Source organism: Achromobacter sp. 413638 (genome assembly GCF_043119405.1).
GTDB lineage: Bacteria > Pseudomonadota > Gammaproteobacteria > Burkholderiales > Burkholderiaceae_B > Achromobacter.
Map to the genome: position 1 here is coordinate 23,790 of NZ_JBICCO010000054.1, position 21,485 is coordinate 45,274.

Genomic DNA, 21,485 nt, shown 5'->3' on the forward strand with positions numbered 1-21,485 from the left:
GCGGGCGTCCGCCATGGGACGACTGCGCCGGTGAGACGGTCAGCTGCGTGGTCATTGGGTCACATGTTAACTGGCGTCGGCGGTTGGGCCCGGCCTGCGCGGCAGGACGGGCCGGCGCCGCCACGGCGCCAGCCTCGCTGCGGGAGCGCTTCGAGACGCCGTCGGGCGGCTTGCCCCTGCCGCGTCCGACCATCACAGCCTGACTGGGTGACCGTTTGACGACGTTGACGAAACGTATCGACAAAGCGTGCCGGCAAACGGCATTGACAAAAAATATAGCTTGCTAGCATCATAGCAACATGAGTGATGACAGCGTCAAACAGTTCAACGTGTACCTGCCGGTCAGCCTGATCCGGGAGGTCAAGCACCATGCGATCGAAGCCGAGCTTTCGCTGTCGGCCCTGGTCGCCGAAGCCCTGCGGGCCTATCTGGCCGATCACGCCGACAAGCCCGCCGACCCAAACTAGGAGCCATCCCATGAAAACCGAAGGTGTAGAAGCCATATTCCTGACGACCCACAACTGGGGCAGGTCGGCCAAATTCTTCCAGTCCCTGGGCTACACGCTCGACTTCGAAACCGACCACAACTCCGGCCAGCTCCGCAACGGCCCGGGCCCCTACCTCTTCATCGCCGAAGTGCCCGCCGACCAGGCGCCAGCCATGCAGCTGGTGATGAAAGTCGCCGATGCCCGGGCGCTCCAGCTGGACCCCGGCGTCGAAGTCGTCTCCCCCTTCCAGGACACCCATTGGGGCACGCAGGAGATGACGGTGCGCGATCCCGACGGCCGTGTCTGGAGCCTGCAGGCGCCCAAGTAAAAGCGGAGCGACCGCCATGCCGAACAGCAAAGCCCCCAGCCCAGACAGCACGGCCGAGCGCACCGCGCTGTGGCGCGCCCTGCATCTGCAAGCCGATGCGCCGCCGCATGTCTTCGAGGACGACATCGGCCTGCGGCTGCTGGCCCCGCCGGACAGCTGGCACGAGCGCCCCGACATGGATCCGATCTTCACCCGGACCTTCCGCGCGTCCATGGTCGCGCGGGCGCGTTTCGTGGAAGACCTGGTGCTGGAACAGGCCGCCCAGGGCGTCGCGCAGTACGTGATCCTGGGCGCGGGCCTGGACAGCTTCGCCCAGCGCCGGCCCGACATCGCCAGCCGCATGCGTGTGTTCGAAGTGGACCAGCCCGCGCCGCAGGAATGGAAGCGCCGGCGACTGGTCGAGCTGGGTTACGGCGTGCCGGAATGGCTGCAACTGGTCCCGGTGGACTTCGAGGCCGGCGCTTCCGCCTGGCAAGCGCTGGCCGAGGCGGGCTTCGATGCGACGCGCCCGGCCTTCGTCGCTTCCACGGGCGTCAGCATGTATCTGACCCGGGACGCGACGCTGGCCACGTTTCGACAGGTGGCCGCGCTGGCGCCCGGCTCCACGCTCGCCATGACGTTCATGCTGCCGGTGGAACAGATGGCGCCCGATGTCCGGCCCGGCATCGAAATGGCCGTCAAGGGCGCCCGCGCCAGCGGGACGCCGTTCATCAGCTTCTATGCGCCGGCCCAGATCATGGCGATGGCGCGGGAGGCGGGGTTCCGCGATGTCCGGCACGTCGCGCCCGCCGTGCTCGCGCAGCGGTACTTCGCGGGGCGAACGGACGGCTTGAGCTTGTCGAGCGCCGAAGAATTTCTGATTGCGGGCACGTAGCCGGCGAGTACTGCCCTACGGCAGATCCTGCGCTGATTCCCGGCCACCAAACCGCGCGCCACCCGACGCGGCAAGCGCCTCGCTCGCTAGGCGGGCGCCACCTCAATCGCGACCTTCCCCCGCACCCCGTTGTTGCGGCTCTCCAGCCGCGCATGCGCGGCCGGAACATCGGCCAGCGCATAGACCGCCCCCACATGCGGCCGCAGCCGGCCCTGCGCCACCAATGCGCTCAGCTCATCGAGCTTGCCGCTATTCTGCCGGGTGAACACGAAGTGATAGGCCGCGTTCTTGCCCCAGGCCTGGATCAGGTTCTGCGGCTGCGCGATGTCCACGATCGACACCACGCGGCCCAGCTGCGCCAGCGCGTCGGGACTGCGCGACAAGGCATCGCCGCCAATGGTATCGAACACGACATCCACGCCCCGGCCATCCGTGGCCCGCAATACGGCGTCGATATAGTCCTCCTTTTCATAGTCGATCAGCACGTCCGCGCCCATCTCGCGCGCGAAGGCGAAGTTCGCTTCGCGCACGGTCGTGAGCACCCGGGCGCCGATGGCCTTGGCAAGCTGGATCGCCACGTGGCCGACCCCGCCGGCGCCGCCGTGGATCAGGATGCTCTCCCCCACCCGCAGCCCCGCGCGCGCGACCAGCGCCTCGCAGGCCGTCCCGCCCACCAGGCTCAGGCTGGCCGCCTCCAGATGACTCAGCGCGGCGGGCTTCCTGCCGACGATGCTCTCGGCGGCCACGTGGTACTCGGCGTAGCTGCCCTGCCCCTCGAAGATCTGCGGCGTGTACCAGACCTCATCTCCCGGCGCGTAGGCCGTCACCCCAGCCCCGACAGCCTCGACCACGCCCGAGACATCGTGGCCGGTGATGGCCGGCAAGGGCACCAGATCGGGATAGTCGCCGCGCCGGACCTGGTAATCCAGCGGATTGATCGACGTGGCATGCACCCGCACCAGCACCTGCCCCGCCTGCGGCACGGGCTTGGGCACGTCGCATAGTTCGAACGACTCGGGGCCGCCGAATGACTTGAGCACGATTGCTTTCATTTCAACTCCTGATTTCGATAAAAAGGGATATCGGGATTTTCCGATATTTAACGGCAAAAAAATTCAGAGCTCTTTCCCGATCAGCTTGGCAAAGGCGCTGATGTTGGCTTCATTGCGCTTGTAGTAGGTCCACTGGCCGATGCGCCGGACCTCGACCAGGCCCGCGCGTTGCAGGGTGGCCAGATAGTCGGACACCGTGGACTGCGACAGCCCGACGCCTTCCTGGATGCTGCTGACGCACACGCCCACCGTATGCACGTCGCCCTCGTCCTGCGGCGGGAAGTGCCGCTCGGGATCCTTCAGGCCTTTGAGGATGTCGAGGCGGGTGCGGTTCGAGAGGGCTTTGAAAATGTCTAGCAGGTCCATGGCGGGATCATATCGGAAATTACCGATATGTCAATTTCCCCGTCGAACGCCTTGAATCCGCGCGCGGCTGGCCGCTATCGCGATGCTCATCCGCCGCACCGTGGCGCGACGAATTGGAAACGCCTCGGCGCGTCCGGCGAAGGCCGCCGCCTGCTCAACCATCCGGTCGAGCGTGGCTTCTGCCATGGGCATGCCTACCCCGCCCTCCCTGGCCAGCCGCAGCAAGTGATCCCGTCCCACCGCGGCGCCTTCGCCGCACACATCCATGTGATGCTGTCCCATCGGTCCGTGGCTGAACGTCAGGTCGAATGCGGGCGCCAATCGCCAACGCCGATCCTGCCCGAGACGCCATGCAAAGTTCTTCGGATGATCGTCCTGGTTGTGAAACAACACGTTGAAGACGGCACGCGCATAGGCCTTCTCAACCTCGCGCTCATCGCGCGTCAACAACCGGGTGGCCCGCAGCAAGGTCGTGTAGTCCGTGCTGCCCGGCATGCGGAAATCCACCTGCAGCAGGCCCGCCAGGCTATGCACGGGCACGCGCATGCCTCGTTCCCGGTCGAAGCGCGCCACGCCAAAGGCGGCAAGCCTGGACGACAGATCGAACAAGGCGCTGGCTGGCACCTCCAGGCCGCAATCGCGGGCCAGCTCGGCATACAGCTGTTCGACGGCGCATACCTCCTTATGCTCGCCCTGCGCCGGAAACTTCACCAACCAGGGAACGCCGGGCGCATCGCCGCGCGTGCTGACGTGACCGGTCGCGGCGTCGTGCTGCACCAAGGCCTTGGGCTGCGCGCCTTGCGGAGACCCGCCGGTCAGCGCCAGTTCGCGCAAGGCAACGCCCGCCTCTCCAGCCAGAGCCCGCTCGCTTTCCCGGGCCAGGGCCAGCAGGCTCCAGTCGGGCTCCACGGCATGCGGATCGGCCGCCGGCACGAAGCGCAGCGCGCCCATGGCGCGGTCCCCGATGAATGCCAGCCGATCCAGGGGCCCAGGATGACGCAATCCCTGGCGGCGGAACAAACGATCCATCAGCAGCAGCCCCCAGCCATCGGGCAGGCTGTCCGCCATCAGGCCAGGCAACCGATGCAGATAAGGCGGAAAATCCCCGTAGGCCGGAGCGCGCAGCTTCAGATGCAGCGGCGACAGCTCCAGTCCCTGCGCCAGGGCCTCGGACGCGTATTCGAACAGCAGCGTGGCGCCGTCATCGGCCAGGAGCCCCAGGAGCCAGTCCTCGCCCCAGCCACAGTAATGAACGGCCAGCTGCTTCATGTCTTGCTCCGACGAGGCGCCCGTTGTCGTTGCCCGGCGGATTCCGCCTGCGCCATCTGGGCGATGGATTGGCGCCTGAGCACGAACAGATCCTGCAGCTCATCCACGAGTCCCAAGGCCTGCGTCACGCGGATCAAGGTCTCCAGCGATGACTGGCCGCTGCCTTCCAGCTTGCGCAACGCGCCGAGCGACAGGCCGGCCATCTGCGCCAGCTCGCGCTGAGGCAGACCCTGGGCCAACCGCTGGATGCGCAGCCGTGAGCCCAAGGCCCGCAGGATCTCGGCGGTGGATGCCAAATTAAATGACATTTCTCTGCTCTTTATCTAGATTTTTTCTTTATAAGTATCACTTTTATGATCTTTATAGACCTATATAACGCAGCACCATCTGGCAAGCAAGCCCGGCCTTCCGTACAATGCCCCTCGTGGCTATGGGACACCTTCCTTCTCACCCTGATTACCTAGGGGTCCCGCTCTCCACACCGCGCCTGCGTCACGCAGGCGTTTTCACATCGGCGTCGCCATGACGCCGCCGCTCGCTCGCAGCGGCGAGCCACCGGAGCAAGGCAAGCATGAATCAGGAACTGTTCCTGCGCCGCGCCACCAAGGTCCACGTCCCCGTGGGTTCTGGCGGCGCCACGCGCGCCCAGGTCGCGTCGGCCATCCAGGAAATCGCGGCGTTCCACTGCATCCTGTCCGAGTCGGTGATCGAGCGGATCGGCATGCTGTCCGCCGATGAACTCGCGCGCTGGCTGCGCGACATGCTTGGCGTGCTGCGCCGCCGGGTCGGCGCGCACGTGCAGCACCAGCCGTTCTATCCGGGCTTCCCCGAGCAGGTGCTGAAAGCCTCGAAGGCCGAGCTGTACCTGACGGCCGTCATGCATTACCTCACGCTGCGCCGCCTGCCGGCGCACGAGCATGCCCGCCCGCCATTGCTCGAGGGCAAGCTCGTGCCCTGGCTCATCGAACTGGGCCGCGTCGCTGAATTCGAGTCGCTGCTGGCGCCGCTGGTCTCGTCGCGCACCTCGCTGTCCGAGGTGGACGCCGCCGATGTTGCCTGGTTCATCCGGCAATACCGCGGCGATGTCTTCCGCCTGCTGCCCGGGGACGTGCCGTTCCGCGAGATCCGCGCGCTGGTTGGCGGCGCGCTGGTCCAGCACGTGGCGGGCGATGCGCGGGTGGACGAATTCCTGGATCGCAACGTCGAGACCGCGACCGACGCGCTGCGGCTGGCGGTGGCCCTGAGCGGCGGAGATGTGTCGCTGACCACGGCGACGACACGCTTCGCGCCGATGAAGCGCGGCGTGCGCCGCCTGCTGCTGCGCCTGCTCGATCGCGCGCCCAACGCAGTGGAAGACGTGATGCGCCACGCCGAGCGCTGGAAGCGCCTGGCCGAAGTGCTGCACCCGGGCGACTATGCCGACAAATACCCGCGCGCCCTGGCGGCCATCACGGCGGCGCGGCGCAACGACGCGCCGGCCTCGTTCGGGTCGCGCGTCGAGACGCTGCTGGCCCAACGGCACATCGCCGCGCTCACGCCCCTGCTGCAACAACGTCCCGGCGAATTCGCGCGCCGGCTGGATGTGACCTTGCGCCGCTCGACCGAACCCGGCGCCGTGCTGGACGCATTCGAAACGGTGGCGGCGCAAGCGTCCACGCCGATCCTGCTGCAGGTGCTGGCCCAGGCCCGGGCGCCGCGCCCCCTGCCCTTGCGGGCCTTCACGCCCAAGGGCGCACTGGCCAAGGTCTACGGCATCCAGGATCGCCGTGAGCCGCTGGCGCCCGAAGTGCTGGCGCGCGCGGCCCGGATCTGCCAGGACGCGCTCGTCAAGCGCTTCGCCTCGCTGCCGCCGCTGGGCCGCTGCTTCGTCGACCCCGCGCTGCGCGACTACATCGTGCCGCTGGCGCAGCGCGCCGCATCGAAGTCATTGCGCACGCTGGTGCGCGGCAGTTGCCTGCCGCTGCCGGACACGCGCTTCATCCGCCTGTTCCTGTGGTGGAAGAACGGCCGCGCGCGCACGGACATCGACCTGTCCGCCGCCTTCTTCGACGCCAATTTCGTGTTCATGCAGACGGTCGCGTACTACAACCTGAAGGGCTTCGGCGGCTACCACAGCGGCGACATCGTCGACGCCCCGCAAGGCGCCTCGGAGTTCATCGACCTGGACATCGACGCCCTCGTCGAGAAAGGCATCCGCTACGTCGTCACGTCCATCAACTCCTACACCCGGCAGCCGTACTGCGACCTGCCCGAGTGCTTCGCCGGTTGGATGGCACGCGCCGATCTGGCCTCGGGTGAAGTGTACGAGCCACGCACGGTGGTCGACCGGATCGACATCGCGTCGGACACGCAGATCTGCCTGCCTTTCGTGATGGATCTGCAGGAACGCCGCGTGCTCTGGGCCGACCTGGGGCTGACGTCCACGCCGCGCTGGAACAATGTGCGGAACAATCTGAGCGGGGTGTCCTTGATGCTGCGGGCATTGGTGCATACGCCCCGGCCGGATCTGGAGACGCTGTTTGACCTGCATGTACGCGCGCGGGGGGAACGGGTGGAAACGCCGCAGCAGGCCGAGACCGTATTTGCGCCTCACCAGGGGATTACGCCGTTCGATGTGGACGTGATTCGGTCACGGTTTCTTTGACTCGGGAATACTCAATCAACCCTGCTTGCGCGCCATCCGGCTCCATGGACAAGAATTGCACGCGAACCGGAGGAAGGCACCTGTGCCCGCGACTCATGTCCGTAGCGGCACCCCACTGCCCGTCAAGGAAACCAGGAACGCCACCATCCCTTGGCACGCCGGGGGACGCGGCCGGCCACTTGGCCTGATGGCGCACGGGCTATCACGCACGCACTTTCACGACCGTCGACTGACGCCCGGCCTGGGGCGTGCCACGCAACGGCGGAAAGCCGGCGTGCAGCAAACGCTCGAACTCATCATAGTGGGCAACAAAAATGGAACCAAAGACCAGGGGTAAATTCTCTAGTTCGGGAATGCTTGGCAGATTGATGTTTCCATTCTGATGACCTTGGACATGCGCCTTCAAACGGCTGACTGGCGTGATGTCCTTGCCCCAATAAACCGGATACCACTGAGGGTAGCCGGGTATGGGAGCGAGGCCGGTCCTGATGGGTGTAGGGGAACTGGCCCATATTCCGTAGACCGCGCCACATGACTGCTCAATGGGAAAGGACCTGCCCAGGTTGATCGAGCCATAAACGCAGTCATGAACGGCGAAATTGCGCTTCAAGGCAAAGTCTTTGAGAAATTCCGGTACCAAGGAGGCTTCGGGCATTCGGCGGGCTCCAAACTCGGGATGAGCCGATCACTGTAACTGCTCAATGCGATGCCCAACAGTCCTCGACACCCGCTGGCGGCGGACTTGACGCCGTCACGCGCCTGCCTCAAGGCCTCGAATATTCGCGTCGCCCGCTCCAGGAACACCTTCCCGGCCGGGTCGTGACGCCTCAACCGGAAGACGGCTGCATAGGCACGTCAGAACTTCACGGCCGCAGCTCCCTTGAGCGACAGAATCTCTCTCGCTTCATCGGGCGTCGCGATTTCGTGCCCCAGACTTTCAAGCAGTTCACGCACCTTGCGTACCTGCTGCGCGTTCGATTCCGCCAGTTGCCCTCGAGAGATCTGCAGCGAGTCTTCAAGCCCGACACGCACGTGGCCACCCATCGTTGCCGCTGCTGTGGCTAGACTCATCTGACTGGCCCCCGCACCCAGCACGGACCACTGGTACTGGTCGCCGAACAGCTTGTCGGCCGTGCGCTTCATGAAGACCAGGTTCTCCAGGTCAGCACCGATACCGCCCAAAATGCCCAGGACGAACTGAATGAAGATCGGCGCCTTGAACATACCGGAGTCCAGGCAGAACTTCAGGTTGTATAGGTGTCCCACGTCATAGCACTCGTGCTCGAACTTGACGCGGTGCTCCTGGCCTAGTTCTTCGGCCACCATCCCGATGTCGCGGAAGGTGTTGCTAAAGATGTAGCTGTCCGATTCCCGCAGGTACGACTCTTCCCAGTCAAACTTCCACTTTTTATAACGCTGCGCCAGGGGATGCATCGAGAAGTTCATGCTACCCATGTTCAACGAGCACATCTCGGGCGAAAAACGCTTTGCGGGCGCGATGCGCTCCGCCACGGTATTGCGAAGGCTGCCGCCTGTAGAGAGGTTGACCACCGCGTTCGTCGACGCCTTGATCGAGGGCAGGAAGCCGAGGAAGTGCTCGGAGTCAATCGACACAGAGCCGTTCTCCGGATTGCGTGCGTGCAGGTGAAGCACGGCGGCGCCCGCCTGCGCCGCATCAATGGCCTGGCGCGCAATGTCCTCGGGGCGATAGGGCAACGCGTCCGACATGGTCGGCGTGTGGATGGCGCCGGTCACGGCACAGGTAACGATGATCTTGCGAGAGGGCTTGGACATGATGGGCTGCCATGTATGAACAATGGAACTCAGGACTCGACAGGCTGGCGGCGCCACACCAGCTTGATGACGGTTTCGACACCGTCTTGCATTTGCGGCGCGGTCGTCAAGACCGCGTCGCCCTGCTCGAAGCTCAGTGCGCGGCGAAGCGCCGTCCCCACCCAGTTCGGATAGGTGGAGACGTCGACCCAATGCGAGATCCAACCGGCTTCCAGCGTGAAGCGTCCGGCATAGGCAATGGAGGACTTATAGGCCTGTGCACGCTGCGCTTCCGGCGCGGCCTGCCGGTCGCCGTCAAGCCACTCTCGACCGTCGTGGGTGATGAGCGCCATCATGCGCCCGTCGTCGCCGTAGTGGATGACGCCCGACGGCCGTGCGCCGTAGACGTCGTACAGGCGCTCCCCCCGGGGGCCGACGGCATACGCCTCTCCCAGGAACCAGGTTCCAGTCAGGTCATTCGCATTCATGCGGGTACTCCAAGTTTGAGGGTTCGTAGGTTGGTCAGGGCAAGACAGCCACTGCGCGGACCCACCCCGCCGAAGCGGCACGGATCTTCACGGGGAAGCAGATCACCTGAAAGCCCGTGGAGGGCAACAGGTGCAAGTTGCTCACCTTCTCCATCTGGAAGTAGCCGATCTCCCGACCCGCCTTGTGGCCTTCCCAGATCAGCGACGCATCTTGGGTTTCGCGGAAGCGCCGGGCGGTGTGGCTGAACGGGGCATCCCAGGACCAGGCATCGGTACCTACGACCCGGACGCCACGTTCGGTCAGGTACAGCGTCGCTTCGCGTCCCATGCCGCAGCCGCTGTCCAAGTAATCATCTTGGCCGTAGCGCGCCGCGGCGCCCGTGTTCACCAGCACGACGTCCAGGGGTCGCAAGTCATGGTTGATGCGCGCCAGTTCATCCTCGACCTCCCTGGCACGTACCACATGGCCGTCCGGCAGGTGCCGGAAGTCCAGCTTGACGCCGGGCCTGTAGCACCAGTCCAACGGCACCTCGTCGATGGTCGCGGCGCGCTGGCCGCGATTCATCGTCGATGCGTAGTGCCACGGCGCGTCCATGTGCGTCCCGTTGTGCGTCGACAGGTCCAGACGCTCGACTGCCCACGCCTCGCCGTCGGGGAGGTCTTCGGGGCGCAATCCAGCAAAAGGCTTGGCCAGAGCATCGAAGGTCTCCTGGTGGTTCTGATACCGGATCTTTGGGCCATTCCCCGGCCGGTCCACTGGCAGGTCGTTCTCGATGGCGACGGACAGATCGATAAGTCTCATTGAGGCAGGTCCTTGGAGAAATGAGGTCGAGAGTTCGTGAACGGCGCTACTGTCTGGTCAGACCGATGGAGCGCACCAGTTCCGGCCAGGCACGGTTTTCCTTCGCCAGGAATTCCGATGCCTCTGCGACCGAGCCTCCGGCGGCCTCGCTTCCGTTGTCTTGAAGTGTCCGGATCACGTCGGGCTGCTTGAGGATGGCGTTGATTTCTGTATTAAGGCGAGTCACGACTTCCGCCGGTGTGCCAGCGGGTGCCACCAGCATGAACCACAAAGAGAAGTCAACGCCAGCCAGCCCCTGCTCCTCGAAGGTGGGCACATCCGGCAGCGCCTGCGCCCGCTGGCGAGTCGACACGGCCAGGGCTTTGACCTTGCCGGACTGAACGAAAGCCCGGACAGTGCCCACGTTGTCACACAGCGCTTGCACGCTCCCCCCCAGCAAGTCGGTGACAGCGGGCGCCGCGCCCTTGTAGGGGATGTGGTTCACCCTGATGCCGGCAGAGCGCGCGAACAGCTCGGCGCAGATGTGTTGAGGTGACCCTTCTCCGGCATTTGCGATATTGAGTTCGCCGGGTTTGCTCTTTGCGCCTGCGACGATCTCCTTGAGCCCGTCTTTCGATACGCCGGGGACAACCAGCACCAGGGCCGCCGACGAAACCTTCACGATGGGAGCGAAAGCGCGGGCGGGCTCATACGGCATCTTCTGGAAGAGGCTCGGATTGACGGCCAACGGCCCAAGTCCTGCCAAAAGGAGCGTGTAGCCATCGGCCGGGGATTTAGCCACGGCGTCCGATCCAATGATGCCGTTGGCCCCCGCCTTGTTCTCGACGACGACGGGCTGAGTCAGACGGGCGCCGAGTTTCGCGGCCAACAGCCGAGCGATATTGTCTGTTCCCCCGCCAGGCGCATAGGGCACCACCAGGCGAATGGGCCGCTCTGGATACTGGGCTATTGCGGGCAAAGCCGCCAAGGACAGGGTCAAGCCAAGCACGGCGAACCGTAGCGCGAACCTCAGCATGTTTGTCTCCTCAACAAGCAGGTATGGGTTGCGCTAATTTTTAGTTATTCGAATGACTAAGTCGATATGGTAAAAACCCCTAGAAGGCATAGGCGGTGGGCGTTGGCGACATGGCAGCCAAATCGCCAATGTGAAGGCAATGTGCTGCGATGGTCCGTTGAACTGCCTCTAGTCACAGTTGGAGACCACTAGACGAACGCGGGGTGGTATTTCATCATTAGTCTTTCGAATAACTAATCGTGTGGCGAGCCCACCCGATCAGGCAGGAGACAAACCCATCACTGCCGACACGCGCATACCCCCTTCTGTGAGAGGCACAACAGCCAAGCTATGAGTCCGAAGATCGATCCAGACCACATGACAACTGCGGCCGAGCAACCTCAACGCCGACGGCGCAAGAGCGACGCGCGCGAAAGCATCCTGAACGCGGCCGAACGCCTTTTCGGCGAACTTGGCTTCACGGGCTGTTCGTTGCGCAACGTAGCCGACAGTGCCGGGGTCAACCAAGGCATGATCCATTACTTCTTTCGAAGCAAAGAAGCCTTGTTCCAAGAGACGTACCTGCGCTGCGGCTCACCACTGGTCGAAGAACGCATGCGACTGCTCGACACGGAGGAAGCCGCGGCGAAGGGGGCGCCAATCCCGGTAGAGCGCCTCATCGAGATTTTTTTGGCACCCGCATTCAGGTTGGCAACGAGTGGTGATAGCGGACGTGCGTTTCTGCGCATGCAGGCTCATCTGCAACTCGACGGCACGCGCTTTGGCCACGAACTGCGCCAGCGCCTCTACGATGAATCGTCGATGCGCTTCGTCGCGGCGTTCGCGCGCAGCCTCACCGACCTGTCCCGCGAAGACGTGTCCTGGCGCTTCATGTTCATGCTCGGCGCCTACCAATATGCTCTTGCAGACACAGGTCGCATCGAGGTGATTTCCGACGGGCTCTGCTCCGCCAGCGACTTTGCCTGCTCTCTGAGGCAAATCGTGCCCTTTCTTAGCGCTGCCATGCGCTCACCCCCAATCATTGCCGGCGCATCCAAGGATCAGCGTAAGAGCCCGGCAAACCCTTCTTGAGCGCAGCAGTTGTCCCCGATAGCGTCCACCACTTTCAGGAGGACACCATGTCGAAGACAGAATTAGCGCCGGCTCCTAAGCGCCGGTCTTATCCGAAGGCGCTGAAGGCACAGATCGTGGCCAAGTTCACCGACCACTTGCCGCTATACCGCCAGGAAGGCATCCTTGCGCGCGCCGGCCTGCAGCTGCCGCGCTCGACGCTGGGCGAGTGGGTCGGCGTGTGCGAGCCAAGCCGATCACCGAAACGTTGCACCGGTGGCTGATCGCGCAACGCCAGCGCGTGCCGGAAGGCTCCGGCACCGCGCTCGCCATCGACTACAGCCTCAAGCGCTGGGAGGCGCTGACGCGCTACCTTGACGACGGCGATGCGCCGATCGACAACAATTGGGTGGAGAACCAGATCCGCCCCTGGGCGATCGGGCGTTCGAACTGGCTGGTCGCGGGCGCGCTGCGCGGGGGCCAGCGCGCGGCCGCCATCATGAGCCTGATCCAGTCGGCACGGCTCAATGGGCATGATCCGTATGCCTATATGAAGGACGTGCTTACGCGCCTGCCAACGCAGAAAAACAGCCAGATCAATGCGAAAAGCGCGGCAAGCATCGGCGGTCGCGCGGACTCATCGGGGCCACGCATGCCCCACACCATGCACCACCACGGGGAACATGCCGCGCCACTGCGCCGCCTTGGTGCGCGACGCCGCCCTGTCCCGTCCTCCGCCAGGGGGAAAAGACGCGACCTTGCCTGCAACGGTGTTGGCACGATTGTTGCTTGATGAAAAGCATACGGGAGCGGCATGCGTGCCGCGAACCAAATGGTTGGCTAGGGTTCCGATCCGCATCACGCGGATGTCTGGTCCGAGAGCCGACGACCTCGGTTGAGGTTACACGGCGGGACAAAAGCCCGGGAGAGCGGCGCCATCGGCGTCCGGCTGCTCCCGTTGCCCGTCCTCTCAACCGGAGTGTCCCGATATGATTTTGCGCCGTCTCGCGGGTCTGACGACCCTTTGCCTTGCAACACTGTGGGGCGCCCCGGCCAGCGCCGCCCCGAAAACCAGTTTCAACATCTGCTGGACCATTTATGCCGGCTGGATGCCCTGGGACTACGCACAGGCCCAGGGCATCGTTGCCAAGTGGGCCAGGAAGTACGGCATCGACATCCAGGTCACCCAGCTCAATGACTATGTCGAATCGCTGAACCAGTACACCGCCGGCAAGTTCGACGGCTGCACCATGACCAACATGGACGCGCTCACGGTGCCGGCGGCCAGCGGCGTGGACAGCACGGCGCTGTTGGCGGGCAGCTACTCCAACGGCAACGACGGCATCGTCCTGAAAGGGACCGGCAAGACGCTCGAGGACCTGAAGGGCCAGAGCGTGCATCTCGTGCAATTCTCCGTGTCCCACTATCTGCTCGCGCGCGGCCTGGAGGCCGCCGGCCTGCGCGAGCGCGACATCAAGGTCGTCAATACCTCGGACGCCGACATCGTCGGCGCCTTCGCGGCGCCCAGGGTGCAGGCCGTGGTGACCTGGAATCCGCAGCTGTCCGCCATCGCCGCCACGCCCGGCAGCACCCAGGTCTTCGACTCCAGCAAGGTGCCCGGCGAGATCATCGACCTGATGGTCGTCAACAGCGCGACACTCAAGGACAATCCCGCCCTGGGCAAGGCCCTCACCGGCGCCTGGTTCGAGGTCATGGCCCTGATGAAAGCCAATGACGGCGCCGCGCTCACGCAGATGGCGAAGGCCGGAGGCGCCACTGTCGCCAACTACCGGGCCCAGCTCGCGACCACGGCCATGATGTACACGGCAGCGGAGCAACTGGCCTTTGTCTCCAGCCCGAAGCTACCCGACACCATGAAGCGCGTCGCGCAGTTCTCGTTCGACAAGGGCCTGCTCGGCGAGGGCGCGCGCAGCGCCGACGCCATCGGGATGTCGTTTCCCGGCGGCACCACCGTCGGCAACGCCAAGAACACCAAACTCCGGTTCGACGCGACTTATCTGAAGCTCGCGGCGGACGGCGAGCTCTGAGCGCGAGGCATCCATGCGTTTCATCAATCGCCGCCCCGAACGGGGCGAACGCTGGCTGCTCGCGCTGCTGCCGTTCATCCTGCTGGCGCTGGTCTACGTGGTCGCCTCGTCCGCGCGGCTGGCCGACAACCCGGACGACCGCCTGTTGCCGAGCGTCGCGCAAATGCTCGACGCCATCGCGCGGATGGCCTTCACCGAGGACGCGCGCACCGGCTCCGTGCTGCTCTGGTCCGATACGCTGGCCAGCCTGACACGCCTGGCGCTGGGCATCGCAGTGGCCGCCCTGGCCGGCCTGGGCCTGGGCATCGCCTCCGGCGCCTTTCCGATGCTGCGGGCGACCCTGTCGCCCCTGATGGCGGTCCTCTCGATGATCCCGCCGCTGGCGATCCTGCCCATCCTGTTCATCGTCTTCGGACTCGACGAACTCTCCAAGGTCATGCTCATCGTCATCGGCATCACGCCGGTGCTGGCGCGCGACCTGGAGCAGCGGGCCCGCGAGATTCCGGCCGAACTGCTGGTCAAGGCGCAGACCCTGGGCGCCAACAGCTGGACGGCAGTGCTGCGCGTGATACTGCCGCAATTGCTGGCGCGGCTGCTGCTATCGCTGCGGCTGATGCTCGGGGCGGCCTGGCTATTCCTGATCTCGTCCGAGGCGATTTCGGCGACGGCCGGCCTGGGCTATCGGATCTTCCTGGTGCGACGCTACATGTCGATGGATGTCATCCTGCCCTATGTGGCCTGGATCACGCTCCTGGCCTGGGCGATGGACTGGGCGTTGCGCCTGATCCACCGCAAGTGCTTCCCCTGGTCCGAGGGGAGCGCGCCATGAGTTTCATCGAGATTCGCAACGTCTGGCAGCGCTATGGCGACCAGGTCGTGCTCGAACAGCTGAACCTGCGTATCGCCGAAGGCGAGTTCTGCACGCTGGTGGGCGCCTCGGGCTGCGGCAAGTCCACCTTTCTGCGGCTGCTGCTCGGCCAGGAGCGGCCCAGCAAGGGCGAACTGCGGCTCGAGGGCCGGCCGTTGCCCGCCGAACCCGATGCCCAGCGCGGCGTGGTGTTCCAGCGCTACTCGGTCTTTCCTCATTTGAACGTGCTGGACAACGTGGCCGTGGGGCTGGAATTGCGGGCCGCGCCGCTGCTCGGCCGCCTGCTGGGCCAGCGCAAGCGCGCCGCGCGCGAGGCCGCAGCGGAAATGCTCCACCGGGTCGGTCTCGGCCACGCGCTGGCGCGCTACCCCAACCAGCTCTCGGGCGGCATGCAGCAACGCCTGGCCATCGCCCAGGCGCTCATCACCCGGCCGCGCATGCTGCTGCTCGACGAGCCCTTCGGCGCGCTGGACCCCGGCATACGCAAGGACATGCACGCGCTGCTGCTCGAGCTCTGGCGCGAGGCCCGGCTGACGGTCTTCATGGTGACCCACGATCTGTCGGAGGGATTCCATCTCGGCACGCGACTACTGGTGTTCGACAAGGTGCGCATCGATCCCCAGGCGCCGCAGGCCTATGGCGCCCGCATCACCTACGACATCCCGCTCAACCCGGACCGCGCGGCGGGCGCCAAGGCCGTGGCCTCGCTGCCGCCCCACGTCGTCGCGCGCGCCCTGCCCCCCGACGCATACATCCACACCAAGGGAACATCATGAACACCGACAGCCTTTTCATTGAAGCCCCGCTGTACGAGGAGACGCTGCCCGGCGGCGGCCACGCGTCTTTCATCCTCAAGCGCGGCCAGGTACTGCGCATCACCGACCTCGAGGGCGGCGCCAACGTCGGCATGATGTTGCTCAATGCCTGCCAGCCCAGCGAGCGCCTGAATCTGCCCGACACCCTCAAGGGCCAACACACCTTCCGGCTGACCGAAGGACATTGCCTGTATTCGGACATGGGACGCGTGCTGGCCGCCATCGTATCGGACAGCTGCGGCTGGCACGACAGCATAGGCGGCGTGCTGGACGCCGGCGAAGTGCAGGCCAAGTACGGTTCCGGCCGCTACCAGGAACTGCGCAACGGCTTCTTCCGCAACGGCCACGACAACCTGCTGGTCGAGATGGGCAAGTGGAACCTGGATCTCGAAGACCTGTTGATGGTCGTCAACCTGTTCAGCAAGGTCACCGCCGATGAGCACGGCATCCTGCGCTACGTCAGCGGCAATTCCCAGGCCGGCGACCATGTCGCGCTCTATGCGCCGATGGACACGCTGGTGGTCCTGACGGCGTTGCAGCACCCGATGGACCCGAATCCGCGCTATGCGCCCCGGCGGGTCCGGATGGCCTGGGGCCAGGCCCGCACCGCAAGCATCGCCGACGCCTGCCGCGCATCGCGCCCGGAAAACGCCCGGGCTTTCCACAATACCGAACGCCTCTACCTCTGAGGAGCCCCGCCATGTCATTGACCGCCAGCCAACTCACGCCCGAGACCGCCCTGTTTCGCCACGTCATTCCCGCCGGCGAACCCTACCTCTTCGAGGTGAAGGCCGGGCAGACCTTGCGCCTGCTCGACCTGGAAGGCAACCAGGCCGTGGATACGCTGTTCTACAGCGCCGCCAACCCGCGCGAGCGCTACGACCCGCAACGCACGCTGCGCCGCCAGGACAAGATCTACCTGACCACCGGCAGCGTGCTCTATTCCAATCTGGGCAATCCGCTGCTGACCATCGTGGCCGACACCTGCGGCCGCCATGACACGCTGGGCGGCGCCTGCGCCCAGGAAAGCAACACTGTGCGCTACGCGCTGGGCAAGCGCCACATGCACAGCTGCCGCGACAACTTCCTGCGCGCCTGCCTGCACGACGGTCGGCTGGACAAGCGCGATATCGGCGCCAACATCAACTTCTTCATGAACGTCCCGGTCACTCCCGAGGGCGGGCTGACCTTCGAGGATGGCCTCTCGGGTCCGGGCAAGTATGTCGAGCTGAAAGCCGCCATGGACGTCATCGTGCTGATTTCCAACTGCCCGCAGCTGAACAACCCCTGCAACGGCTGGAACCCGACGCCCGCCGAAGTGCTGGTCTGGGACTGACGGACGCGGCGCCGTCGAGCGCCGCCGAACATCGCTCTTCCCTGTCGAGAGTAGAGGCCGCGCTCGCGCGCCTCGCTCTCCCGCCCCGGACGACCGGGGCGCGCTATGTCATCGCGGGACGGCCCGCCACTCGAGACCGATCGAATGTTCAAGAAACTCCTGATTGCCAATCGCGGCGCCATCGCCTGCCGTATCGAGCGCACGCTGCGCGCGATGGGCGTGCAGAGCATCGCCGTCTATTCCGACGCCGACGCGGGCAGCCTGCACGTGGCCCAGGCCGACAAGGCGTACTGCCTTGGTGATGGCGCCGCGAACAATACCTACCTCGCGACGGACAAACTGCTCGACGCCGCGCGCGACGCCGGCGCCGACGCGATCCATCCCGGCTACGGCTTCCTGTCGGAGAATGCCGCCTTCGCGCAGGCCTGCATGGCCGCCGGCATCGCCTTCGTCGGGCCCACGCCCGAGCAGCTGCGGGTTTTCGGCCTGAAGCACACCGCGCGGGCGCTGGCCCGTGAACAGGGCGTGCCGATGCTCGAAGGCACCGACTTGCTGGACAGCCCCGCAACCGCCCTGGCCGCGGCCGAACAGGTCGGCTATCCGGTGATGCTCAAGAGCACCGCTGGCGGCGGCGGCATCGGCATGCGGGTGTGCCGGTCACCGCAGGAGCTGCAGGACGCCTTCGCTGTCGTGCAGCGCCTGGGGCAGAGCAACTTCAGCGATGCGGGCGTCTTCATCGAGCGCTATATCGAACGCGCCCGCCATCTGGAAGTGCAGGTATTCGGCGACGGCCGGGGCGGCGTGCTGACCCTGGGCGTGCGCGACTGCTCGGTGCAGCGACGCAACCAGAAGGTCATAGAGGAAACCCCTGCGCCCAACCTGCCCGATGCCATCGCCAGCGCGCTCTGCGAGGCGGCCGTGACGCTGGCGCGCGCGGTGCGCTATCGCAGCGCCGGCACGGTGGAGTTCGTCTATGACAGCGATGCGCAACGCTTCTATTTCCTGGAGGTCAACACCCGGCTGCAGGTCGAGCACGGCGTCACCGAGCAGGTCTGGGGCGTGGACCTCGTGCGCTGGATGATCGAACTCGCCGCCGGCACGCTGCCCCCGCTGGAGCAACTCGCGCAGGGGCTGCGGCCCCAGGGACACGCCATCCAGGCGCGGCTGTACGCCGAAGACCCCGGACGCGATTTCCAGCCCAGTCCGGGCCTGCTGAGCGAGGTGACCTTCCCCGCCGCCGACGGTCGCGCGCTGCGGATCGACACCTGGGTGGAAGCCGGCTGCGAAATCCCGCCTTACTTCGACCCCATGATCGCCAAGGTGATCGCCTGCGCGCCCACCCGCGACGCGGCGCGCGACGCGTTGGACGCGGCCCTGGCGCAGACCCGTCTCTACGGCGTGGAGACCAATCGCGACTATCTGCGCCAGATCCTGGCGGATGCGCCCTTTTCCAGCGGATCGCCCTGGACGCGGTGCCTGGAAACGCTGGCCTACCGCAGCACGGCGCTCGACGTGCTGTCCTCGGGCACGCTGACCACGGTGCAGGACTGGCCAGGCCGCCAGGGCTACTGGGCGGTGGGCGTGCCGCCTTCCGGCCCCATGGACGACCGCGCGCTGCGCCTGGGCAACCGGCTGCTGGGTAACGCCGAAGGCGCGGCCGGGCTCGAGATCACGATGTCGGGACCGCGACTGCGTTTTCGCGCGCCCGCGGTGGTGGCGGTCACCGGCGCGCGGTTGCCGGTCCTGCTCGATGGCGCCGAGCAGCCCATGGACACGGCCTTGTTCGTGCCCGCTGGCGCGACGCTCACGCTTGGCGCTATCCAGGGCGCGGGCGTCCGAAGCTACCTGGCCCTGCGCGGCGGCCTGCAATTGCCGGATTACCTGGGCAGCAAGAGCACCTTCACCCTGGGCCAGTTCGGCGGTCACGGCGGCCGGGCGCTGCGGGCCGGCGATGTCCTGCACCTGCCGACGCTCGACGACGCCTCGGCCGGCGCCAGCTTGCCGCCGACGTTGCTCGCCCCCCTGCCCCCCGTGCGCCGGATCCGCGTGATCTACGGCCCCCACGGCGCTCCCGAGTATTTCACCGCCGGGTACATCGAGACTTTCTTCGCCGCCCAATGGGAGGTGCACTTCAACTCCAGCCGCACGGGCGTCCGGCTGATCGGTCCCAGGCCCGAATGGGCCCGCGACAGCGGCGGGGAAGCGGGCCTGCATCCTTCCAACATCCACGACAATCCGTATGCCGTGGGGGCCGTGGATTTCACGGGGGACATGCCGGTGATCCTGGGACCCGATGGTCCGAGCCTGGGCGGTTTTGTGTGCCCGGTGACGGTCATCGAGGCGGACCTGTGGCAGCTCGGCCAGCTCAAGGCGGGCGACCGCGTGCAGTTCATTGCGGTGGATCTGCCCACGGCCCGCCGCCTGGCCGATGCGCGCGACCAGGAAAGCGCGACGCTGACCCCGGACCAACAGGACTGGCAAGCCACGGCCCCTGCCTCGCCGATCGTGCTCGACACGGGCGCCGGCGACCAGCGCCTGGTGGCCCGCCTGTCGGGCGACACCCATCTGCTGCTCGAAGTGGGCGCGCTCGAACTGGACCTCGTCACGCGCTTCCGGGCGCACGCCCTCATGCAGGCCCTGCAGGCGCAGGATATCGATGGCATCGTCGACCTGACGCCCGGCATCCGCTCGCTGCAGGTCCACTATTGCCCGCGCAAGCTGCCGCTGCCGGTGTTGCTGCAGGACATCGCGGCGCAATGGGCGCGCGTCAGCGCCGCCCGCGACCTGAGCGTGCCCTCCCGCATCGTGCACCTGCCGCTGTCCTGGGACGATCCGGCCTGCCAGCTCGCCATCGACAAATACATGACCACCGTGCGCAAGGATGCCCCATGGTGCCCGAGCAACCTTGAATTCATCCGTCGCATCAACGACCTGCCCGACATCGACGCGGTCCGCCAGACGGTCTTCGACGCCAGCTACCTGGTGATGGGCCTGGGCGACGTCTATCTCGGCGCGCCCGTGGCCACGCCGCTGGATCCGCGACATCGCCTGGTCACCACCAAATACAACCCCGCTCGCACCTGGACAGCCGAAAACTCGGTGGGCATCGGCGGCGCGTATCTCTGCGTCTACGGCATGGAAGGACCCGGCGGCTACCAGTTCGTCGGCCGCACGCTGCAGATGTGGAACCGCTACCGGACCGTGCCCGCCTTCGACGGCCAGCCCTGGCTGCTGCGCTTCTTCGACCAGCTGCGCTTCTATCCGGTCAGCGCCGATGAGCTGGCGCGGATCCGGCGAGACTTTCCGCTGGGACGGTTCCCCTTGCGGATCGAGCCGGCGGAACTGCACCTGGCCCAATACCAGGACTTCCTGCGCCGCGAGGCCGAGGACATCGCGGCCTTCAAATCACACCAGGCCGCGGCCTTCGACGCGGAGCGCCAGCGCTGGATCGACACCGGACAGGCGCACTTCGAAAGCGACGACACGGCGGCAGGCGCCCCCCAGGCCGAAGCGCCGCTGCCCGAAGGCTGCCACGGCGTGGAAAGCGATATCACCGGCAACCTGTGGCAGGTGCGGGTACAGGTCGGTCAGCAAGTACAGGCTGGCCAGGAACTCGTCGTCCTGGAATCGATGAAAATGGAAATCACCGTGAATGCGCCACAGGCCGGCGTCGTGCGCGAAGTGCGCGCGCAACCCGGCGCCTCGGTGCGCGCGGGCCAGTGCGTCGTGGTCATCGAAGCCAATCGAGGAGATTCGACTCGGTAAACATCACGCCCCTCAACAAAACCAGGGACCTTGGTACCGTCCAGGCATATGACGGTACCCATCCTGGTCATTCAAGGTCCAGCTTTGTGATGCCGCCGACCATACCGGCGGTTCCTCGGGGTTTGCCGAGGCGGCTTGAGATGCCGTGGAACGCCAACGGGCTGTCAGGGGTGGATTTGCATGCGTATTCCGGACGGCATGGAACCCGTCCGGCAGGATCAGCTCGATGCCCGGCGGCCAGCTCCGTCACGCCCGAATGAAATCGACCAAGGCCCGCAGCGCCGCAGGCAGGTGCCGCCGCCCCGAGTAGTAGAGAAAGAACCGGCCAGGCGGCGCAACATAGTCCCGCAGCAGCGCCACCAGCCGGCCCGCGGCCAGATCCTCGCGGACCATGGCCTCATAGACGTAGGCCACGCCTGCGCCGTCGCACGCGGCCTGGATCATCGGCACGTCGTCGTCGAACACCAAAGGGCCGTTGACCTCGATGGCCAGCGGCTCGCCCTT

General features: G+C 65.9%; 22 protein-coding genes, 1 pseudogene and 1 riboswitch. Of the genes and pseudogenes, 13 read left to right on the forward strand and 10 right to left on the reverse strand.

The genetic code is table 11. The features are described from left to right. Positions 1 to 299: 299 nt before the first annotated feature. From ACEU5R_RS20455 to ACEU5R_RS20465, 3 genes are read left to right on the forward strand one after another with little or no spacing between them, the layout of a single operon-like run. Entirely contained in the window at positions 300 to 467 is a 168-nt protein-coding gene (locus tag ACEU5R_RS20455; RefSeq protein ID WP_103274857.1) for a CopG family transcriptional regulator, read from the forward strand. Between the two features lie 10 nt (positions 468 to 477). After that, positions 478 to 816, forward strand: a complete 339-nt coding sequence (locus tag ACEU5R_RS20460; protein ID WP_103274858.1) for a glyoxalase/bleomycin resistance/extradiol dioxygenase family protein — start codon at positions 478 to 480, stop codon at positions 814 to 816. Between the two features lie 16 nt (positions 817 to 832). Beyond that, positions 833 to 1,690 (forward strand): class I SAM-dependent methyltransferase, encoded by an 858-nt coding sequence (locus ACEU5R_RS20465; protein WP_392411423.1) that lies wholly within the window; start codon positions 833 to 835, stop codon positions 1,688 to 1,690. 86 nt (positions 1,691 to 1,776) lie between these two features. Here the strand turns inward: ACEU5R_RS20465 and ACEU5R_RS20470 are convergent, their stop codons facing one another. The 4 genes from ACEU5R_RS20470 to ACEU5R_RS20485 form a co-directional block, all read right to left on the reverse strand. Next, positions 1,777 to 2,742 (reverse strand): zinc-dependent alcohol dehydrogenase family protein, encoded by a 966-nt coding sequence (locus tag ACEU5R_RS20470; RefSeq protein ID WP_392411424.1) that lies wholly within the window; start codon positions 2,740 to 2,742, stop codon positions 1,777 to 1,779. 63 nt (positions 2,743 to 2,805) lie between these two features. Continuing rightward, positions 2,806 to 3,108 carry a helix-turn-helix transcriptional regulator gene (locus ACEU5R_RS20475; protein WP_212322539.1) on the reverse strand — a complete coding sequence of 101 codons (303 nt, stop codon included), beginning with the start codon at positions 3,106 to 3,108 and terminating at the stop codon, positions 2,806 to 2,808. A 30-nt stretch (positions 3,109 to 3,138) separates the two neighbouring features. Beyond that, positions 3,139 to 4,377 carry a type II toxin-antitoxin system HipA family toxin gene (locus tag ACEU5R_RS20480; protein WP_392411425.1) on the reverse strand — a complete coding sequence of 413 codons (1,239 nt, stop codon included), beginning with the start codon at positions 4,375 to 4,377 and terminating at the stop codon, positions 3,139 to 3,141. After that, positions 4,374 to 4,685, reverse strand: coding sequence for a helix-turn-helix domain-containing protein (locus tag ACEU5R_RS20485; protein ID WP_103274863.1), 312 nt, complete (start codon positions 4,683 to 4,685; stop codon positions 4,374 to 4,376). The genes ACEU5R_RS20480 and ACEU5R_RS20485 overlap by 4 nt, the downstream gene beginning before the upstream one ends. A 263-nt stretch (positions 4,686 to 4,948) precedes the next feature. Here ACEU5R_RS20485 and ACEU5R_RS20490 point away from each other — a divergent pair, with 263 nt between their 5' ends. Further along, entirely contained in the window at positions 4,949 to 7,021 is a 2,073-nt protein-coding gene (locus tag ACEU5R_RS20490; RefSeq protein WP_392411426.1) for a TerD family protein, read from the forward strand. 202 nt (positions 7,022 to 7,223) lie between these two features. Here the strand turns inward: ACEU5R_RS20490 and ACEU5R_RS20495 are convergent, their stop codons facing one another. The 5 genes from ACEU5R_RS20495 to ACEU5R_RS20515 all read right to left on the reverse strand — a co-directional run bounded on the left by ACEU5R_RS20495 (position 7,224) and on the right by ACEU5R_RS20515 (position 11,099). After that, positions 7,224 to 7,676 carry a hypothetical protein gene (locus ACEU5R_RS20495; protein WP_158658438.1) on the reverse strand — a complete coding sequence of 151 codons (453 nt, stop codon included), beginning with the start codon at positions 7,674 to 7,676 and terminating at the stop codon, positions 7,224 to 7,226. Positions 7,677 to 7,876: 200 nt separating this feature from the next. Continuing rightward, positions 7,877 to 8,815, reverse strand: coding sequence for a 3-keto-5-aminohexanoate cleavage protein (locus tag ACEU5R_RS20500; RefSeq protein WP_103274865.1), 939 nt, complete (start codon positions 8,813 to 8,815; stop codon positions 7,877 to 7,879). Between the two features lie 29 nt (positions 8,816 to 8,844). Next, entirely contained in the window at positions 8,845 to 9,282 is a 438-nt protein-coding gene (locus tag ACEU5R_RS20505) for a lipocalin-like domain-containing protein (protein WP_392411427.1), read from the reverse strand. A 34-nt stretch (positions 9,283 to 9,316) separates the two neighbouring features. Beyond that, the gene (locus ACEU5R_RS20510) at positions 9,317 to 10,084 is read right to left on the reverse strand and encodes a cyclase family protein (protein WP_392411428.1); all 768 of its coding nucleotides are present in this window, start codon (positions 10,082 to 10,084) and stop codon (positions 9,317 to 9,319) included. Between the two features lie 46 nt (positions 10,085 to 10,130). Beyond that, positions 10,131 to 11,099 (reverse strand): Bug family tripartite tricarboxylate transporter substrate binding protein, encoded by a 969-nt coding sequence (locus tag ACEU5R_RS20515; RefSeq protein ID WP_392411429.1) that lies wholly within the window; start codon positions 11,097 to 11,099, stop codon positions 10,131 to 10,133. Between the two features lie 330 nt (positions 11,100 to 11,429). Here ACEU5R_RS20515 and ACEU5R_RS20520 point away from each other — a divergent pair, with 330 nt between their 5' ends. The 9 genes and pseudogenes from ACEU5R_RS20520 (at position 11,430) to uca (ending at position 20,981) form a co-directional block, all read left to right on the forward strand. Then, positions 11,430 to 12,170, forward strand: coding sequence for a TetR/AcrR family transcriptional regulator (locus ACEU5R_RS20520; protein ID WP_392411430.1), 741 nt, complete (start codon positions 11,430 to 11,432; stop codon positions 12,168 to 12,170). 47 nt (positions 12,171 to 12,217) lie between these two features. Then, positions 12,218 to 12,433 carry a transposase gene (locus ACEU5R_RS20525; RefSeq protein ID WP_392411431.1) on the forward strand — a complete coding sequence of 72 codons (216 nt, stop codon included), beginning with the start codon at positions 12,218 to 12,220 and terminating at the stop codon, positions 12,431 to 12,433. Further along, positions 12,418 to 12,747: pseudogene (locus tag ACEU5R_RS20530) on the forward strand (transposase); the annotation flags it as partial. The gene ACEU5R_RS20525 and the pseudogene ACEU5R_RS20530, both read left to right, overlap by 16 nt. Before the next feature lie 231 nt (positions 12,748 to 12,978). Further along, positions 12,979 to 13,079, forward strand: a riboswitch (guanidine-I (ykkC/yxkD leader). Between the two features lie 59 nt (positions 13,080 to 13,138). After that, positions 13,139 to 14,197, forward strand: coding sequence for a putative urea ABC transporter substrate-binding protein (locus tag ACEU5R_RS20535; protein ID WP_392411432.1), 1,059 nt, complete (start codon positions 13,139 to 13,141; stop codon positions 14,195 to 14,197). A gap of 13 nt (positions 14,198 to 14,210) precedes the next feature. Continuing rightward, positions 14,211 to 15,026, forward strand: coding sequence for an ABC transporter permease (locus ACEU5R_RS20540; protein ID WP_392411433.1), 816 nt, complete (start codon positions 14,211 to 14,213; stop codon positions 15,024 to 15,026). Then, entirely contained in the window at positions 15,023 to 15,841 is an 819-nt protein-coding gene (locus ACEU5R_RS20545) for an ABC transporter ATP-binding protein (protein WP_392411434.1), read from the forward strand. Before ACEU5R_RS20540 ends, ACEU5R_RS20545 begins: the two co-directional genes overlap by 4 nt. Beyond that, the gene (locus ACEU5R_RS20550; RefSeq protein ID WP_392411435.1) at positions 15,838 to 16,569 is read left to right on the forward strand and encodes an urea amidolyase associated protein UAAP1; all 732 of its coding nucleotides are present in this window, start codon (positions 15,838 to 15,840) and stop codon (positions 16,567 to 16,569) included. The genes ACEU5R_RS20545 and ACEU5R_RS20550 overlap by 4 nt, the downstream gene beginning before the upstream one ends. A gap of 11 nt (positions 16,570 to 16,580) precedes the next feature. Continuing rightward, on the forward strand, positions 16,581 to 17,216 hold the full coding sequence (locus ACEU5R_RS20555) for an urea amidolyase associated protein UAAP2 (protein ID WP_392411436.1): 636 nt from the start codon (positions 16,581 to 16,583) through the stop codon (positions 17,214 to 17,216). A gap of 144 nt (positions 17,217 to 17,360) precedes the next feature. After that, positions 17,361 to 20,981 (forward strand): urea carboxylase, encoded by a 3,621-nt coding sequence (gene uca / locus ACEU5R_RS20560; protein WP_392411437.1) that lies wholly within the window; start codon positions 17,361 to 17,363, stop codon positions 20,979 to 20,981. 246 nt (positions 20,982 to 21,227) lie between these two features. Here the strand turns inward: uca and ACEU5R_RS20565 are convergent. Next, positions 21,228 to 21,485, reverse strand: a 258-nt coding sequence (locus ACEU5R_RS20565) for a LysR substrate-binding domain-containing protein (protein WP_392411438.1), incomplete at its 5' end; no start/stop codon positions are given.

Bases quoted from the DNA above. Each gene is read 5' to 3' on its own strand.
- ACEU5R_RS20455 (WP_103274857.1), top strand. From the start codon at position 300: ATGAGTGATGACAGCGTCAAACAGTTCAACGTGTACCTGCCGGTCAGC.
- ACEU5R_RS20460 (WP_103274858.1), top strand. From the start codon at position 478: ATGAAAACCGAAGGTGTAGAAGCCATATTCCTGACGACCCACAACTGG.
- ACEU5R_RS20465 (WP_392411423.1), top strand. From the start codon at position 833: ATGCCGAACAGCAAAGCCCCCAGCCCAGACAGCACGGCCGAGCGCACC.
- ACEU5R_RS20470 (WP_392411424.1), bottom strand. From the start codon at position 2,742: ATGAAAGCAATCGTGCTCAAGTCATTCGGCGGCCCCGAGTCGTTCGAA.
- ACEU5R_RS20475 (WP_212322539.1), bottom strand. From the start codon at position 3,108: ATGGACCTGCTAGACATTTTCAAAGCCCTCTCGAACCGCACCCGCCTC.
- ACEU5R_RS20480 (WP_392411425.1), bottom strand. From the start codon at position 4,377: ATGAAGCAGCTGGCCGTTCATTACTGTGGCTGGGGCGAGGACTGGCTC.
- ACEU5R_RS20485 (WP_103274863.1), bottom strand. From the start codon at position 4,685: ATGTCATTTAATTTGGCATCCACCGCCGAGATCCTGCGGGCCTTGGGC.
- ACEU5R_RS20490 (WP_392411426.1), top strand. From the start codon at position 4,949: ATGAATCAGGAACTGTTCCTGCGCCGCGCCACCAAGGTCCACGTCCCC.
- ACEU5R_RS20495 (WP_158658438.1), bottom strand. From the start codon at position 7,676: ATGCCCGAAGCCTCCTTGGTACCGGAATTTCTCAAAGACTTTGCCTTG.
- ACEU5R_RS20500 (WP_103274865.1), bottom strand. From the start codon at position 8,815: ATGTCCAAGCCCTCTCGCAAGATCATCGTTACCTGTGCCGTGACCGGC.
- ACEU5R_RS20505 (WP_392411427.1), bottom strand. From the start codon at position 9,282: ATGAATGCGAATGACCTGACTGGAACCTGGTTCCTGGGAGAGGCGTAT.
- ACEU5R_RS20510 (WP_392411428.1), bottom strand. From the start codon at position 10,084: ATGAGACTTATCGATCTGTCCGTCGCCATCGAGAACGACCTGCCAGTG.
- ACEU5R_RS20515 (WP_392411429.1), bottom strand. From the start codon at position 11,099: ATGCTGAGGTTCGCGCTACGGTTCGCCGTGCTTGGCTTGACCCTGTCC.
- ACEU5R_RS20520 (WP_392411430.1), top strand. From the start codon at position 11,430: ATGAGTCCGAAGATCGATCCAGACCACATGACAACTGCGGCCGAGCAA.
- ACEU5R_RS20525 (WP_392411431.1), top strand. From the start codon at position 12,218: ATGTCGAAGACAGAATTAGCGCCGGCTCCTAAGCGCCGGTCTTATCCG.
- ACEU5R_RS20535 (WP_392411432.1), top strand. From the start codon at position 13,139: ATGATTTTGCGCCGTCTCGCGGGTCTGACGACCCTTTGCCTTGCAACA.
- ACEU5R_RS20540 (WP_392411433.1), top strand. From the start codon at position 14,211: ATGCGTTTCATCAATCGCCGCCCCGAACGGGGCGAACGCTGGCTGCTC.
- ACEU5R_RS20545 (WP_392411434.1), top strand. From the start codon at position 15,023: ATGAGTTTCATCGAGATTCGCAACGTCTGGCAGCGCTATGGCGACCAG.
- ACEU5R_RS20550 (WP_392411435.1), top strand. From the start codon at position 15,838: ATGAACACCGACAGCCTTTTCATTGAAGCCCCGCTGTACGAGGAGACG.
- ACEU5R_RS20555 (WP_392411436.1), top strand. From the start codon at position 16,581: ATGTCATTGACCGCCAGCCAACTCACGCCCGAGACCGCCCTGTTTCGC.
- uca (WP_392411437.1), top strand. From the start codon at position 17,361: ATGTTCAAGAAACTCCTGATTGCCAATCGCGGCGCCATCGCCTGCCGT.